Source organism: Hymenobacter terrestris, from assembly GCF_013377905.1.
In the GTDB taxonomy this organism is placed as follows: Bacteria; Bacteroidota; Bacteroidia; order Cytophagales; family Hymenobacteraceae; genus Hymenobacter; species Hymenobacter terrestris.
Map to the genome: position 1 here is coordinate 30,202 of NZ_JABKAV010000001.1, position 15,464 is coordinate 45,665.

Annotated in this window: 14 protein-coding genes; 5 read left to right on the forward strand and 9 right to left on the reverse strand. The window is 59.7% G+C overall.

Annotated elements, in window-relative coordinates:
- Nucleotides 1–88: 88 nt before the first annotated feature.
- Complete coding sequence (locus HW556_RS00130; protein WP_176896861.1) at nucleotides 89–973, reverse strand: hypothetical protein; 885 nt, start codon at nucleotides 971–973, stop codon at nucleotides 89–91.
- Between the two features lie 178 nt (nucleotides 974–1,151).
- Here HW556_RS00130 and HW556_RS00135 point away from each other — a divergent pair, with 178 nt between their 5' ends.
- Nucleotides 1,152–1,343: a cold-shock protein gene (locus tag HW556_RS00135; RefSeq protein WP_176896862.1), complete on the forward strand. Its 192-nt coding sequence runs from the start codon at nucleotides 1,152–1,154 to the stop codon at nucleotides 1,341–1,343.
- A 159-nt stretch (nucleotides 1,344–1,502) separates the two neighbouring features.
- On the opposite strand, the gene HW556_RS00140 is transcribed toward HW556_RS00135, so the two are convergent.
- Nucleotides 1,503–2,003 (reverse strand): gliding motility lipoprotein GldH, encoded by a 501-nt coding sequence (locus HW556_RS00140; protein WP_176896863.1) that lies wholly within the window; start codon nucleotides 2,001–2,003, stop codon nucleotides 1,503–1,505.
- Between the two features lie 20 nt (nucleotides 2,004–2,023).
- On the reverse strand, nucleotides 2,024–3,523 hold the full coding sequence (locus HW556_RS00145; RefSeq protein WP_176896864.1) for a PSP1 domain-containing protein: 1,500 nt from the start codon (nucleotides 3,521–3,523) through the stop codon (nucleotides 2,024–2,026).
- Nucleotides 3,524–4,035: 512 nt separating this feature from the next.
- On the opposite strand from HW556_RS00145, the gene HW556_RS00150 reads away from it, so the two are divergent.
- On the forward strand, nucleotides 4,036–4,839 hold the full coding sequence (locus HW556_RS00150) for a M57 family metalloprotease (protein ID WP_176896865.1): 804 nt from the start codon (nucleotides 4,036–4,038) through the stop codon (nucleotides 4,837–4,839).
- A gap of 417 nt (nucleotides 4,840–5,256) precedes the next feature.
- Here HW556_RS00150 and HW556_RS00155 read toward each other — a convergent pair whose 3' ends face one another.
- The 4 genes from HW556_RS00155 to HW556_RS00170 form a co-directional block, all read right to left on the reverse strand.
- Nucleotides 5,257–7,911, reverse strand: a complete 2,655-nt coding sequence (locus tag HW556_RS00155) for a S8 family serine peptidase (protein WP_176896866.1) — start codon at nucleotides 7,909–7,911, stop codon at nucleotides 5,257–5,259.
- A 187-nt stretch (nucleotides 7,912–8,098) separates the two neighbouring features.
- Nucleotides 8,099–9,049: a hypothetical protein gene (locus HW556_RS00160; protein WP_176896867.1), complete on the reverse strand. Its 951-nt coding sequence runs from the start codon at nucleotides 9,047–9,049 to the stop codon at nucleotides 8,099–8,101.
- Nucleotides 9,050–9,164: 115 nt separating this feature from the next.
- Nucleotides 9,165–9,953, reverse strand: coding sequence for a UDP-2,3-diacylglucosamine diphosphatase (locus tag HW556_RS00165; protein WP_176896868.1), 789 nt, complete (start codon nucleotides 9,951–9,953; stop codon nucleotides 9,165–9,167).
- Nucleotides 9,928–10,593, reverse strand: a complete 666-nt coding sequence (locus HW556_RS00170) for a LutC/YkgG family protein (RefSeq protein ID WP_176896870.1) — start codon at nucleotides 10,591–10,593, stop codon at nucleotides 9,928–9,930. Before HW556_RS00170 ends, HW556_RS00165 begins: the two co-directional genes overlap by 26 nt.
- Before the next feature lie 290 nt (nucleotides 10,594–10,883).
- Here HW556_RS00170 and HW556_RS00175 point away from each other — a divergent pair, with 290 nt between their 5' ends.
- Nucleotides 10,884–11,081 carry a hypothetical protein gene (locus HW556_RS00175; RefSeq protein WP_176896872.1) on the forward strand — a complete coding sequence of 66 codons (198 nt, stop codon included), beginning with the start codon at nucleotides 10,884–10,886 and terminating at the stop codon, nucleotides 11,079–11,081.
- A gap of 110 nt (nucleotides 11,082–11,191) precedes the next feature.
- Here HW556_RS00175 and ftsH read toward each other — a convergent pair whose 3' ends face one another.
- Together ftsH and rsfS are read right to left on the reverse strand one after the other, a co-directional pair.
- A complete protein-coding gene (gene ftsH, locus HW556_RS00180) occupies nucleotides 11,192–13,327 on the reverse strand; it encodes an ATP-dependent zinc metalloprotease FtsH (RefSeq protein ID WP_176896873.1) in 2,136 nt (711 codons plus the stop codon).
- A 150-nt stretch (nucleotides 13,328–13,477) separates the two neighbouring features.
- On the reverse strand, nucleotides 13,478–13,870 hold the full coding sequence (rsfS, locus tag HW556_RS00185) for a ribosome silencing factor (protein WP_176896875.1): 393 nt from the start codon (nucleotides 13,868–13,870) through the stop codon (nucleotides 13,478–13,480).
- Nucleotides 13,871–13,912: 42 nt separating this feature from the next.
- Between rsfS and HW556_RS00190 the strand changes: the two genes are divergently transcribed.
- Both HW556_RS00190 and HW556_RS00195 read left to right on the forward strand, forming a co-directional pair.
- Complete coding sequence (locus HW556_RS00190) at nucleotides 13,913–14,674, forward strand: biotin--[acetyl-CoA-carboxylase] ligase (RefSeq protein WP_176896877.1); 762 nt, start codon at nucleotides 13,913–13,915, stop codon at nucleotides 14,672–14,674.
- 273 nt (nucleotides 14,675–14,947) lie between these two features.
- Nucleotides 14,948–15,355: a T9SS type A sorting domain-containing protein gene (locus HW556_RS00195; protein WP_176896879.1), complete on the forward strand. Its 408-nt coding sequence runs from the start codon at nucleotides 14,948–14,950 to the stop codon at nucleotides 15,353–15,355.
- The last annotated feature ends 109 nt before the right edge of the window (nucleotides 15,356–15,464 follow it).

The window sequence follows — 15,464 nt, forward strand, 5'->3', positions numbered from 1 at the left end:
GATTACCAGCCAGCCGGCCCATAAAAAATGGCCCGCAGCCGCTGCCACAAACGGGCAACGGCTGCGGGCCGAAATCGGGGCAGGCCGGTTACTTCACGGGGGGACCGGGCACCGAGCCGTAGTCGGGCGAGTTAGGCGAATCGGTCCGCTCATCCGACGCCGCTCCGTAGTTTTTGGCACCTTGCTGCTTGTCGAAGTCGCCTTTGGCCGGCGAGCCTTCGGTACCACTCGGCTGCGAGTCGTCGTACTCATCATTATAAGAGCCGCCCTTTGTGCCGAAACCCTCCTGCTCGCTGCCCTGCGAGTCGGGCGAGCCAGCCGCCTCGTAGCCGCTGCGGTCGGCGCGGGTGGGTGGGGTAGCACCGGCCTCGTCGCTGCCATGCCCGGCATTGCCCGGAGCCTGCCCGGTACGTTGGCCTACGGGGCCGCCTTCGGGGTGGCCGGGCATATAATCTTCGCGTTGGTTGCGTTGCATGTCGGCACCCTCAGTCTCGGCGTTTGACTGGCCACCGAGCGAGGAGGTACCGTAGTTCTGCGCGTAAGCCGAGCCCGTGCCCGTAGGAGCGTCGTTGTCGTTACCAAACAAGGGGCCTACTGCCGACTCAGGAGCATTATGTCCGGCTCCTACAGCTACGGTACCAAAGCTGCCGTTTTCAGTCGATGGGAAGCCATCATTGTTCTGGGCCCGCTCGCCCACGTAGCCCGAGGTGGCAGGCGCCTGCACCGGCGGGCCGGCGTACGTATCGATACCGCGGCTGGCTTCGTTGCCGTAGCCTCCCTGGGTGGCCCCTTGGTCCGACTGGCGGCCAAATTCGCCGCGGCTAGCCCCGGCCACCTCGTTCTGCTCGTGGTTGAACTCGTCGTTGGCCACAGGCTGCCCGGCGGCGGTATTATCCGGGGTGCGCAGCTCGATTGGCAGCGCGTTGGCAGGATTTTCGGGTGTGGTAGCGGACTTCTGGGCGTTATCGGACATGGATGCGGAAGGCTTAGGTGGCAGTGCTGTTACATACGCAGCCCCGGCAGCCACGTTTTGCCACCGGCCTTTTTTGTTGCTTTAAAAAACAGCGTAGATTTACCGCGCTTAGTTATAGCATTCGCTTCACGCTCTCTTGCTTTCCTTTCCACCATTTCCTCAACCATTTAACACCTTTATGAAAACAGGTACCGTTAAATTTTTCAATGAAGCCAAAGGCTTTGGCTTCATCGTGCAAGACGAAGACAACCAGGAAATCTTTGTTCACCAGACTGGTCTCGTTCACGAAATCCGCGAAAATGACCGCGTTAGCTTTGATATTGTTGATGGTCGTAAAGGCCTGAACGCAGTGAAAGTGGAGCGGATTTAAGCTACTTTATTTCCAATTGTCATCTACGAATTCGCATTAACAATCAAGAGCAGGGTCCCGGCCCGCCGAAACAGCTTGTTTCGGCGGGCCGGGACCCTGCTCTTGATTGGCACTACCAGTTATGTGTTGGCGACGGTAAGCTGCAGAATAAAGCCCCTGCTACTTACCCGCTTCGTGGCGGGCTACGCGCACGCCCACGGCCATAATACCGGGCAGCTGGTCTTGCCGCATGTACTGCTCCAACTGAATACGATATGTGCCGGGCTGGCTGAACTCCTGGTTGGGCAAGGCCAGAATGCGGTGGTCGAAAATGTCGCCGCTGCCGTTGCCCAGCGGTTCGCCGGTTTTCGGGTCCATCAGGTTCATATCGTGCAGCTTACGCGAGATAATCCGCCCATCGGGCCCGGTAAGCGTCATCCGCGCAAAGAGGTTGTAGTAACTGTAGTTGGTGGTGTTCCGAATGTTGAGAAATACGTCGTAGCGGGCTGCCGGATCAGTTATTTCAAACTCGAACGTCGGCTTGTCCTGCACGGCCCACACGTAAGGGTCGCCGGCAGGCGAAGTCAGGTCGATGTTCTTTTCGTAGACCTCGGCCGGGTCGCAGGCGGTCAGCAACAATCCGGCCGCCAAAACCATAAATCCACGCGAGAAAGCGTGCATAGAGTCAGAAAAGCTAACCATCAGGAGTCGGCGGAAGGTGAGGGTGAGTTACTGCCGCCATCGGCGCGGCCTTCGCGGCCGGCTGAACGGCCCGTACGGCGGCTGCCCGAACGGCCCCGGCGCTCGGCCGAACGGCCTTCGCCACCTTCCGGCTGGCTGCCATCAGCACTGCCTTCGGAGCCGGCGTTGCGGGGCGGGCGGCCACCTTCGCGGGCGGGGCGGGGCGCATCAGGGGGTCCGCCTTCGGGCGTCGTGCGACCCGCCCCGCGCCGGTTTTCGCCACGGCCTTCGCCACGGCCCTCACCGCCACGGCCACGGCCCGAGCGACGGTTGAGGGGTTTAGCTGCGGCCCCCCGGGGCCGCGCACGCTCCTCGGCGGCATCGGCTCCTTCGGCCGGGCCGGCTGCCTTAGCGGGAGCGGTAGCATCATCGGCATCGGGCGCGGCAACCCGGGCAGGGCGTTCGGGCCGGCCGGAGCGCGGTGCACGCACGGCGGCCGGAGCTTCGTCGGTGGGCTTCTTTTTGCCGCGCTTGGGTCGCTTGGAAGCCGAAGAGGTTATTTTGTCGTCGAGGCGCTCCAGCGAGCCTTCCACGATGGCCGTTACTTCGGGGGCCCGCTCCTCTTCGCGCATGGGTACGAGCAGCGTATCGGGCTTTTCGCCGCGCTTGTTCATCTCCAGCACTTCGCGCACGCGCTCCACCGGCAGCACTACCCAGTTGTTGTCGCCGCGCACGGCAAACCACATTTTACGGCGGAAAATATCGGTTTTCTGCAGCGTGTACTCGCCCTTTTCAGTCAGCAGCGGGCGCTGCACCTGCGGAATGTCCTTGAGCGCGTCGAGGTAGGTGTCGAGCTCGTAGTTGAGGCAGCATTTGAGGCGGCCGCACTGGCCCGAAAGCTTGGCCGGGTTCAGGCTCAGGTTCTGGTAGCGGGCGGCGGTGGTACTCACGCTCTTAAAGTCGGATAGCCAGGTGGAGCAGCACAGCTCGCGCCCGCAGCTACCGATACCACCAAGGCGGCCGGCTTCGTGGCGCAGCGAAATCTGGCGCATCTCTACCCGCACCCGAAACTCGTCGGCCAGCCGCCGGATCAGGTCGCGGAAGTCCACGCGGTCGTCGGCCGAATAGAAGAACGTGGCACGGGTACGGTCGGCCTGATACTCCACGTCGGAGAGCTTCATGCGCAGGCGCAGCTCCTCGACCACGGCGCGGGCCCGGAACATGGTGCCCGTTTCAAGGTCGCGCACGGCTTGCCAGCGTTCGGCGTCATCGTCGGTGGCCACCCGCAGAATAGGGCGGATGTCTTTGGAGTCGAGGGGCACCTTTTTCTTTTTCATCTGCAGGCGTACCAGCTCGCCCTTGAGCGAAACGTGCCCCAGATGCCAGCCGCTGCCGGCCGCTTCCACCACTACGGCGTCGCCGGTGATGAGCGGCAGACGGCTCTGGTTGCGGAAAAAGTCTTTGCGGCCGCCCTTAAAGCGGACTTCCACAAGATCGAACTCTTTAAAGTCGCTGGGCATATCCAGATCCTGGAGCCAGTCGAATACATTAAGGCGGGTACAGCCGCTGCTACAGCTACCCTTCGAGCCGCAGCCCGAAGTGGTAGAATTAGTAGAGCAACCGCCGCCGCCGGAAGAACAGGAGGAACAAGCCACGGCTTGGAGAATCTATATAGGTAAGTCCGCGACCAATAAGCCAGCGGCACGAAATGGGTTATCGACAAAGATAGCCAAATAGCCGGGGCAGCTAATACCGGCCATTTAGCAACGTCTATGGCCACCACAGAAGTTGGATTGGTAGTAGCGCACGGATTGGGCAACCAGAACGCGAAAACATTTTTCTCTTCATACAATCCACATAAACCGCTTTAATTCTATTAAATGAGCCGATTACGTCATTTTATACAATCTTCATAATCAAAGTACAATGTATATGATTTTGTCAATCAGGTGTCTTGTATTTTGAAATATCATCAACAAAGTACTAGGTTTACCTCATTGTTCAACCACTCTACCTCTTACAACCAAACACCATGAAGAAAAGTACTCTACTGGCTTTGTTGGCTGCTACCGGACTTGGCCTAGGCCTTTCCTCGTGTCAGGAAAAAGAAAGCGTTACCGTTAAAAACCAAGTATCGGAGGAAACCATCAGCCAGATTAAGGCGCTTGGTTTCACTTCGACCGGAGCCCTGAAAGTAGAAGGAGGAGTATTGGTGGAAGGCGATATTGTGCTGACCAATGAAATGTTGGCCAGTGCTCCCGAGCAGAACATGCTGCGCGTAGGGCAGGATGAGCAATACCGCACCAACAACCTCGTGAGCGTGGGTACGGGCCGCACCATCCGCGTGGCCATCACCACGTCCCTCCCTTCAGCCTATGTGACGGCCACGGACGAGGCCATCCGCCGCTTCAATGCCCAAAACTTGCGGATTAAGTTTCTGCGCGTTTCGTCAAGCTACAACATTCTGCTAAGCAAAGCCCCCGCCGGTTCCTCGTACTTGGCCTCGGCGGGTTTCCCCACCAACGGCAACCCGTTCAACTCGGTACAGGTGAACTCTGATGCCATTGGCACGGCCAACGCCAGCACCTACATCGCCACCATCCTGGCCCACGAAATCGGTCACTGCATCGGCTTCCGTCACACCGACTACATGAGCCGCCAGTACAGCTGCGGCGGTGCGGCCGTGAACGAAGGCGCCAGCACCGTGGGAGCCGTTTACATCCCCGGCACGCCTAGCGGCCCCGACCCGAGCTCGTGGATGCTGGCTTGCATCGGCAGCGGCGGCAACCGTCCGTTCAACGCTAACGACGTAACTGCTTTAAATTACGTGTACTAAATCCCGGGTTCCCCGCATCTGTAGGGTATTTCCAGGATAAAAGAAGGCCAGCCTCTTGAGGCTGGCCTTCTTTGCATTACACAGTCTCATTAAAAGATATATCGTTGCTGTTGCCGCATGGCGGTTTAGCCAGCGAGGAAGCTGGCTGTCAAATCACAATGGTCCTTCCGCTGGTGCAACTGCTGAGCATTATGCAGCTTTCACTTAGCTGCAGCCTATTTATGGCAGCACGCCAACCAGGCAACACTTCGTACCGCCTTTTGCCCGTTAAACCGACAAGCAATCGGCCTTACATTGATTATCCTGTAGCGCTGAGTTACATATGCCCGGCACTTGCCCGGCCGAACAGCCGGAGCTAACCGCTTGATCTTGTTGTCTGCTGCTGCTGCTGCCAGATAATCTGTACCAGGAGCACAGCTACAGCACAGTGATGCGGCGGGTGATAGTGGCACCGCCCCGCAGGCTAATGCGCAACACGTAGGAGCCGGGGGACAGTGTTTCGGTTGCGATTCGCTTGATGGTGCCTTCGGTTACGACGTTTGCAAAGTGCAGACGTCCCATCAAATCATATACCCGCACATCGGCAGCCTGATCGGGAGGCAGCACAATGCGCAATGGCTCGCCGGCCACTACTGGCACCGGATATACCAGCACAGCTGCCGCATCTATCACCCGGAATACCCGTTCCGGCTTGCTGTAGACCTCGCTACCATTATCAAGCCGGAGCCGCGCCCGGTACTGCGCATACCCTGTAACCGGGACAGGATCTATGAGCACCAGGCTGGTGACTGCCCCCGCATTCAGCAGTTGGATATCCTCAAAGTTACCGTCGGGGCTTTGGCGCTGCAGCGCTATAGTCTGCACCCGAAAGGTAGAGCCCAGGGTCAGGTCGAACTGCACTGTATCGGTTACCAGCTGGCGGGGCAGAAAAGACCGCACGTAGCATTCATTGCCAGCCTGCTCCAGATCCTGCGTCGGGCCCCGCATACCAACGCGCCCGCTTATAACCGGCGCTACGGCAAAGTAGCGGGCGGCGGCCTCGGAGGCCGTAAGCACCAGCACCGTATCAGCAACCGACCGAAGCGGCATGAGCATAGTGGCGCCGAGGGCGTACACCCGGTATTGCGTGGCGCCGGGCACCCGCCGCCACGTTAGTAGCGCTTCCTGGGGGCAGCTGTAGGCCACAGTAAGTGCCAGCGGGCGGGCCACGAAAAACGTATCGGATACAACTGTTGTAGCCCCGGCCACCAGCCGCAGTTGGCCGGGCTGGGTGACATCGGGGGCCGTCCAGCGGTAAAGTTTATCAGCTAGGTTAACGCTGGGGCTAAGCACTGCCCAAACCGGCTGGCCCACGGGCTTGTATTCGAGCCGGGCCGTAGTGGCAGGGCCGGCCCACTGCCAGCGCAGCAGCTGGCCGGCTCCGGCAGCTTCCAGGCCCCGGGCTTTGTTGGGTGCCACCCAGCTTAATCCCGTTTCGAACTCGTAGGCTACGCTGAACGCCTGCGGGCCCTGGGGCACGGCAAAGCCACGCACCCGCAACTCGTAAGTACCGGCCACGGGCGTATCGAGGGTGATTTGCTCGGCATTGTCGCGGTGGTTGGGGCGGCGGCGGGCGGGGCGGGCCAGCGAGTCGCGGTGCGGATAGACGCTCAGCGTCCAGGGCAACCATTGCTGGCTGGTGGCGGGCCGGCGCAGGGTCAGGTCGAGGTCGTTGATGAGGGCCGTGGCCGTGCCGGCGGCGGCTTCAGGGTCGGTCCAGGCCAATGTTACTTTGAGGCGATGCACACCGGCAGGCACGGTAATCGAAAATACCCGCTCTTGCCCGGTGGTGGCCGTGCTTTCCATAAACCGGCCGTCGAGCATCGTCTGTACGGCTCCCAGCGCATCGGCCTGGCCGTAGCCCGCCACAAAATCAACCTGCGGCCGGCCCACATCGTCGGCCGAATTGAGCAGGGCGGCCCGCACCAGCGCGGCGCTGGGCAGGGTACCGCGCCGCTGCTTATGGGCCTGTTGCACCAGCAGGCTGATACCCGAAACCAGCGCCGCTGCATCGGAGCTGCCCCCGTCGCCAAATGCCACCAGCTCTGGTTTGACGCGGCCATCGAGAGCCGGGCCGCGGGAACTACGCGGACTCACGAAACCCAATGCGTCGGTAACCCCCACGCTAAGGCTGTTTTTAGCATTTTTGAACTCGCCGGTCAGGTTGGCCACACTGTCGAGCCCGGCGTACGGGCCGGCCGGGGCCGGCAGTTGGCCCGAGTTGCCGCTCGAAAACACATGGAGTAGCGTGGGGTACTGCCGCGCCTGCTGGTCGTAGGCGCGGGCTTCGAGGCCATAAAAATTCTCCACCTCAACCCCATAGGAGTGGTTCTGTACCGATACGCTCCGTGCGGCAAGTAGCGCGCCGTCGTCGGGCAGCAGGTTGTCGTAGCTCGACTGGGCGATGCGCGCCTGCCAGGCCACGCCACGGCCGTCGGGCGAAGTGTTACCGCCCCCGGCAATAATGGTAGCCATGGTAGTGGCGTGCGAGTTGAGCAAGGGGGCCAGTGGGTCGGGCTCTAGCAACCGGCCCTTAAAATCGAGGTCGGCAATATCCAGGGGGCTTTCTTTCACCGAAACTGTAAGCCCCTGGCCCGTGAGCGTAGGGTAGCGCGCATGGACGGCCGTTACTTTATTTGCTCCTAAATCGAGCCCGCCCAACTCCCGCTCGGGCTGTGCCCTGCGGTCGGCGCCCTGCACGAAAAGCACCAAAGGGCTTTGGGCCAGAGCCGCCGCCGCAATACCGCGCACCCGCAGCATGTTGTGCTGGCGCGGCTCGGACTCGGCTACTGCGCCCGGATGGCTGCGCCCCAGCCACTGCCGAAACGACGCTTCGTTGGTTACGCTCACCCGTAGCGCACGCGGCCCGGAGTTGCTCGGGCGTTGCAACTCGGGGGCCATTCGGGCGGGCAGCGGCACGGGCCGTGCCGGACTCTGGGCTTTTACCTGAACCGGAAGGGCCGCGCTCAGCAGCGTAAAAAGTAGCGCAAACGGCAAAAAGCGTGCGGCGCGGCGGCGCGGAGCAGTGGGCATACAGGCGAGATGGTTGTGGCGGAGCAGGGCAAGCGGGCAGTTTCCAAATATAACCAGAAATACCGTTGGCTGGCGTCCCTCCATTGCCTGCCTACCCAAGACAGAACCGCACCTTCAAAACCGTTATAAACAACTACCTGACAATCCGATACTGCATTGTCACCCAATCTGCATCGGTTCCTTGCCTTTACTTGCCCGGTATTTTGTACACCTGCACGCCGCCTGCCGTCAGCAGGTAGGCGTACTGGTCGCTTACGAGCACTTGCTGCACGCCAGCTACTGGCAGCGGCAGGGCACGCTCGGTGAGGTTGTAGAGGTGGAAGAAGCGTAGCTCGCCGGCTGATCCCAGATAGTAGAGCTCATCGGCGCGGAAGCCCACGTAGCTCAGGCCCGGCAGCGGCAGTTTCTTGCGGAAGTTGCCCAGGTTGTCGAATACATACACGCCCCCTATCCTATCTACCAGATACAGGTTGTTCTGGTACTCGCGCAAAAACCGGAAATCGGGCCGCGACCGGCCAATCAAGATATCGAGGGGCGTGGTGATGGTGAACCGCTTCTGGCTAGCGTCGAACTGCCGCAGCGTCAGGTCCGATTCGTTGAAGAGCCAGTACCGGTCGTCGGGGGCCAGCGTGACAACGCGCGCCTGCCCGTCGAGCAACTGGGGCAAGGGCAGCTCGCTGATGGGCGACAGGAACCGGTCGAGCAGCAGCACCTGCTGGCGGTCATCATAAAAAACCAGCACTTTGGCCGTATTCCAGGCCTCTACCTGCATTACGTGGCCGGGCAGCGGGGGGGCGTACACGTTCAGCGCCTCGCCTTCGGGGCCAAACTGGCGCAGGTTGTTCTGACGGTCGGTCACGTACAGGTTACCCCGCCTATCCAGGGAAGCCGCGCCGGGCTGGGGCAGCGCCACACTACGCACCAGCTGCCAGCCTTGGGCGGTGCCGGCTGTGTCGGGGAGCAGGCGCACCACTGGCGCGGCCTGCCCCGCCGGAGCTACCGAGCCGGCCGGGGGCGCGGTGGTCTGAGCGGCGGCAGGAAGCGAGAAGCAGGAAGTGAGGAGTGCAACAACGAAGAAGCGGAAGGCCCAAGTTGTCATTCTGAGCATGTAGCGCATAGAGCCAGGGGCGAAGGACACATCCAGAGGGCAAATCATACGGCCGCTTAGTTTCGGTATGGGTCCTTCGACCCTGGCTCTATGCGCCACATGCTCCGGATGACAAACCAACTTCTCGCCTATCGACTCTAACGGCTCACTTCTGAAACTCATATTCCCGTAACGCCAGTTGCTGCCCATCATACACGCCGTAGGTGCAATAATTGACCCATTCGCCGAGGTTGATGTAGCGGCTGCCGGGAGCTACTTCTACGTCGAGGGGCAGGTGGCGGTGGCCGAATACGTAGTACTCGTGCGGGAACTGCTGCTGCATCTCGCGGCAATAAGTCAGCAACCACTCGTCGTCGCCCAGAAAATGGTCGTCGGAGGGGCCGTTCTGCAGGCGGCTGTGGCGGCTCCAGCGGTTGGCCAGCCCAATGCCGAAGTTGGGGTGCAGCCGCGCAAACAGCCATTGGGCCACTGGCGAGGCAAACACTTTCTTCAGCACCTTGTAGGTGTGGTCGCCGGGACCGAGCCCGTCGCCGTGGCCGATGTGGAACTGGTGGCCACCAATGCGCTGGCTGACCGGGTGGCGTAGCACGGGGATATTGAGCTCCTGGGTGAAGTAGTCGAACATCCACATATCGTGGTTGCCGGTGAAGAAGGTAACCGGCAAACCCGCATCGGTCAGCTCGGCCAGCTTGCCCTGCAGGCGCGTAAAGCCCCGCGGAATAGCATGGCGGTATTCGAACCAGAAATCAAAGATGTCGCCCAGCAGGTAGATGGCGGCCGCGTCGCGGGCTACCTCATCGAGCCAGCGCACAATACGCTTTTCCCGCTCGCGCGAGCGGGCGGCATCGGGGGCGCCAAGGTGAAAATCAGAGGCGAAGTACACCCGGCGGCCGGGCGGCAGGGCCAGATCAGGTAGTTGGAGCGGGCGCGTCATCCAGTAGAAAGAGTGCTAAGCGGCGCGGGCCGTGGGCCCCAAGTACCAGCGTTTTTTCAATATCGGCCGTGCGGCTAGGCCCCGAGGTGAGGGAAATCATCGACGGGAGCTTGCCGGGGCCGTATTTGTTCTGCATCAACTGTAGCGCGTCGCCGATGTCGGCTACTACCTGCGAGGTGCGGGCCAGCACCAAGTGCTGATCGGGGTAAATACTCAGCCGTCGTCCGCTGGTTGTGGCTCCCGATACCAGAATGCTACCAGTACGGGCCACCAAGGCCTCGCAGCTCGTCAGGCCCGCATCGGCATGCTCCCGGAATCCCTCCTCATCCCCCTGAAATACCAAGTCGCCGGCGTGCAGCAGCTTCTTTAGCTCTGGCTCCCATACATACAGGTTTTCCAGCTGCTGCTCCTTTTTATACAGGAAGAGCTGATCGTAGAAATGCTCCTCCGATTCGCAGTAGTAAAATGCCCCGCCTACGCGCACAAAACTCTGGGCAAAGGCCACGGCCAAATCATCAGAAGCGGCGGGCCTAGGGTGTAACGGAGCCACAAAATCGGGCCGGGGCGCAGATGCCGGGCCGGGCGTCTGCAGGGCCTCGCGGATGCGGCGTAGAACAAGGTCACGAGAGCTTTCGGCCATACAGCAAATGTACGCGGGTTTCGGCCGGATGAAAATACGGCCGAAACCCGCCGCGGGAATTGAGGTCGCCTATTGACCCACTACGGGAATCGAAGCTAGCCCGGCTGGTTGATGCAGATAGCAACTTATAAAATTCGGGCGTATGCCAGCTGTATACTTGCGGCCTGCAGGGACAGTAGAGCCCATAAGGAGTGGCAGGGGCATTCTAACTAGCTGAACAGTAGCAAGGCGAATAAGAGAGTGGCACCTTTTTGGTATTTCCGTCATCGAACCCACGCTTTAACCCTGCTATGCACAACACGCCCGCCGTCAGTTACCATGCTCCGACCGCGCCGGCCATCCAGTGCCTCCCGGCAACCGAAGCAGATTTCCAGGACTGGCTACAGGACCTGCTGCCCGGAGTGCGGACGGCGTTGGCTCATCAAGGTTTCGAGAAGATTCGTACTCTGAAACCATTCCAGCAGTTTCTGCAGGAGCGAGCCGCATAAGTAATATACTCATCCCGCATTATCAAAAACATACCTGTTTAGAAAGCACACAAAAAAAGCCCACTGCCAGATACTGGCAGTGGGCTTTTTTTGTGTGCTTCGGCTGTAGGCTACATAGGGGTTACAGCTGAACCCGTAGGCCCGGCAGAAGAACCACCGGCTACATCGCCATTTTGATCCAAACCGGGCAGATTCAACTCGGGCAGATCATTGTCTAGGGCTACGGGATGTTCCTGCTTCCGCTCACTCAGGGTCTCCGAGCGGTCGGTGCCAGCCATGTGGGCCTGGTAGCTCGTTTGGGTATCGTAAGGACGAGGCCCCACGAGACGCAACAAGTCATCCTGCAGCAGCACTTCCTTTTCCAGCAGCTCCTTTGCAATTACCTCCAACTCGTGGCGGCGCTCAGTGAGCAGCTCTTTGGTCCGGACGTACGCTTGGCTGATAATGGCACGCACCTCCTCGTCAATCATCTGCGAGGTGGCTTCCGAGTATGGCTTGTTGAAACCGTACTGGTCTTGGCCCTTCGAGTCGTAGAACGACACGTTTCCGAGCTTCTCGTTCATGCCGTACATGGTCACGATGCTGTAGGCCGTTTTCGTGATGCGCTCCAAGTCGCTCAGCGCACCGGTCGAAATCTTGCCAAATACTAGCTCTTCGGCCGCGCGGCCACCCAGCGTCATGCACATTTCGTCCATGAGTTGCTCGGTGTTGTATAAGAACTGCTCGCGGGGCAGGTACTGCGCATAGCCCAGTGCGGCCACGCCGCGGGGCACGATGCTCACCTTCACCAACGGATCGGCGTGCTCCAGGAACCAGCCGGCTACGGCGTGGCCGGCCTCGTGGTAGGCCACAATGCGCTTCTCACCGGGGCTGATGATTTTGTTTTTCTTCTCTAGGCCACCAATCACGCGGTCAACGGCATCGGTGAAGTCCTGCATGGTCACCATTTTCTTGTCGCGGCGGGCGGCAATCAGGGCGGCTTCGTTGCAGACGTTGGCAATTTCGGCACCGGCAAAACCGGGCGTCATGGCTGCCAGCTTGCGGTCATCTACATCGGGGCCCAGTGTGAGGGGCTTGAGGTGGACGCTGAAAATCTGGGTACGACCGTTGATGTCGGGCTTGTCGATGCTGATCTGGCGGTCGAAGCGGCCGGGCCGGAGCAGGGCCGAATCGAGCGTATCGGGGCGGTTGGTAGCGGCCAGAATGATGACACCGGAGTCGGTACCAAAGCCGTCCATTTCTACCAGCAGCGAGTTGAGCGTATTTTCGCGCTCATCGTTGCCGCCGGGCGTGTTGCCACGGCTGCGGCTGCGGCCGATGGCGTCAATCTCATCAATGAAGATGATACACGGCGCCTTCAGCTTGGCCTGCTTGAACAGGTCACGCACCCGGGCCGCGCCCACGCCCACGAACATCTCCACGAAGTCGGAGCCCGAGAGCGAGAAGAACGGCACGTCGGCTTCGCCGGCTACGGCTTTGGCCAGCAACGTTTTACCGGTACCAGGAGGGCCTACCAGCAAAGCACCTTTCGGGATTTTGCCGCCGAGCACAGTGAACTTCGAGGGATTCTTGAGGAACTCCACGATTTCCTCCACTTCCTCTTTGGCTTCTTCGAGGCCGGCTACGTCTTTGAACGTAATTTTCACCTTGTCACCACCCTCAAAAAGGGCAGCGCGGCTCTTACCGATGTTGAAAATCTGGCCGCCTGGTCCACCCGCGCCGCTCATGCGACGCATTAGGAACCAGAAGCCCACGAAGAGCAGAATCATGAAGCCCCACGTACCGAGGAAGTCGCCGAAGCCACGCTCCTCCGATACCTTCAGTCCAACCTGGCGGTCGGTAGGCAGGGTAGCCTGCAGCTTGTCGAGGTCTTCCTTGAACACTTTGCCTTCGACTACGCGGAACGCAAACTGCGGCCCGGTAGTAGAAACACCTGCCCCAGGCAAAGCCAGCGGACTGCGTTGGGTGGTGAGGCGGCCCTTGTATTCGGGTTTCTGCAGAGCTTCCTTTTTCAGGGTAACCTGTACCTCCCGGTCATTAACAAGGGCTACGTCGGCTACATCGCCGGCCGTGAGCATCTGCTCAAAATCGCGCTGCTTGATTTCTACCAACCGGTTGCCGCCAGAGAAATACACCATCCCGAGGATGAGCGCCACCAACCCGGAGAGGACCCACAGCTGCATACCGGGTTTGGGAGCCGGATTGGGCAAGGGGGATTTTTTCTTTTTGGGCGTCGTATCAGACATGAATTGCTAAGTAAGTATTTGGTATTCAGCAGCAAACAGCTGGTATTGAGCAGTAAGATGACGTGCCTTTGGCGCGAATGCTACCGAGCCTCATCTCATTACTTTATACCAGCTACTCACTTCTAACCTAATGACACGGCAACCCACCTTTTAGTTTGCCGCGGCAGACGCTTCTTCTTCCACGTAAGTGATGTTGGCATCGCCCCACAACTCTTCGAGTGCGTAGAACTGGCGACGGTCGCGCAGAAATATGTGCACAACCACATCAACGTAGTCGAGCAAAACCCACTCGCGGTTGGTGCGACCCTCCGTCTGCCAGGGGTTCTGGCCAGTGAGCTTTTCCACTTCTTCTTCCACCGAGCGGGCAATTGCCTCGATCTGTGTGTCGGAAGAAGCCGAACAAATAATAAAATAATCGGCTACGGCATTTTTAAGTTCTTTGAGATTGAGCACCACGATATCGGACGCTTTCTTCTCCTGCATGCCGCTCACGACAATTTCTGCCAACTTGTCCGAATCCTGTCGAACTGAGGTACTTTTCATAAGGTCTTGGTAGGTTTGACTAGCACAAAGTACGAAAAACAGATGGCGGCACTTTCCCCCCAAACGCTCTTCACGGGCCAACAGCTTGTCTGGCTGCCCGAATGCGGCTCCACGAACTCGGAAGCACAAACACTGATAGGCGAAAACCGGGCCACGGATGGCTGCTGCGTGGTTACCGACAAACAGACCGCCGGCCGCGGCCAGCGGGGCAACCAATGGGAGGCCGCGCCCGGCGAAAACCTGACGCTGTCGGTGGTTTGGAAGCCGGTTTTTCTTCCCGCCGCCGATCAGTTCCTGCTCAGCCAGACCGTAGCCCTGGCCCTGCACGACTGGCTAAGCGCGCTGCTCGGCCCCACGCCCGCGCTCCGGGTGAAGTGGCCCAACGACCTGTATTACGGCGCGCAGAAGCTGGGTGGTATTCTCATCGAAAACACACTCAGCGGCGCAAAAATCCAGTATAGTGTTGTCGGTATTGGCCTCAATATCAATCAGCAGCAGTTTGGGATACCTACTGCCACCTCGCTTGGCTGCCTTACGGGCCGAACTTACCAGCTGGCCCCGCTGGCCGAGCGCCTGCTCGAATGCTTGGAGCGTCGCTACCTACAGTTGCGGGCGGGGCGGGTGCGCGAATTGCGCACGGAATACCTGGCCGTACTCTACCGCTTTGGAGAAACGCACACTTACGAAACCGACGGCCAGCGCCTGCACGGCCGCATTGTAGGTCTGGATGAAGCGGGCCGGCTGGCATTGGAAACCGGTGGGCAGGTACGCCATTTTGACCTGAAGCAGATTCGGTACGTGTAGTGTGTTCTGACATAAGTCGGTCCACGGCTATGCGTTAGGCAGCGCAGTAGATTATTTTTACGCAGCCATACGACTAAAAACCAACTATTTACGTACCTTGAGTCCCAAAGCGTTAAACCGTAGGCAACTTACATCCTCCAAGATGTATCTCCCCATTGCTTGCCAGCCCTGGCAGGGTGGGCACGGTAGTTGCAAATTACCGCTCTGGTTATCCGAAACACCTTTTTTCTGGTACCAGCTTGCCCCTCTTTCGCTATAGCTTTACTGAATGTCATGAAATTTACGCCTCGCTTCTTCACCTTCCTATTTCTGCTGTTGTGGCAGTTGCCGCTGCTGGCGGCCGCCAGCTACGTACCGCGCACAGCGGCCGCCAAACAGGCCCCGGCGGCCGGGTTGCCCACGCTGGCCGCCCGCATGCTGACGCCTACGTTTTCGCTGGCTCCAAACCCGGCCCACGGTCAGGTCACGCTTTCGATGAGCCAGTTTGCCGTGGGCACCGAGTACCGGCTGCGCCTGAGCAATATCATCGGCCGCGAGGTACGTACCGTGGCCCTGCGCCCCGAAGCAGCCGACCGTGGCATGGCCCTGAATCTGGCCGACCTGCCTTCCGGCATGTATTTCTACAGCCTGCTGCAGAACGATAAGGTGGTTTCGACTAAACGGCTGGTGCTGCAGAACTAGGTTTGCCGAGTCTCCCCATCTATAACAAACTACTAAGCCCTCGCCCCTACCGGCGGGGGTTTTGTGTTTTATGCTGGTTTGGTTTATCAGTCGCAGAAGGGTGAATACG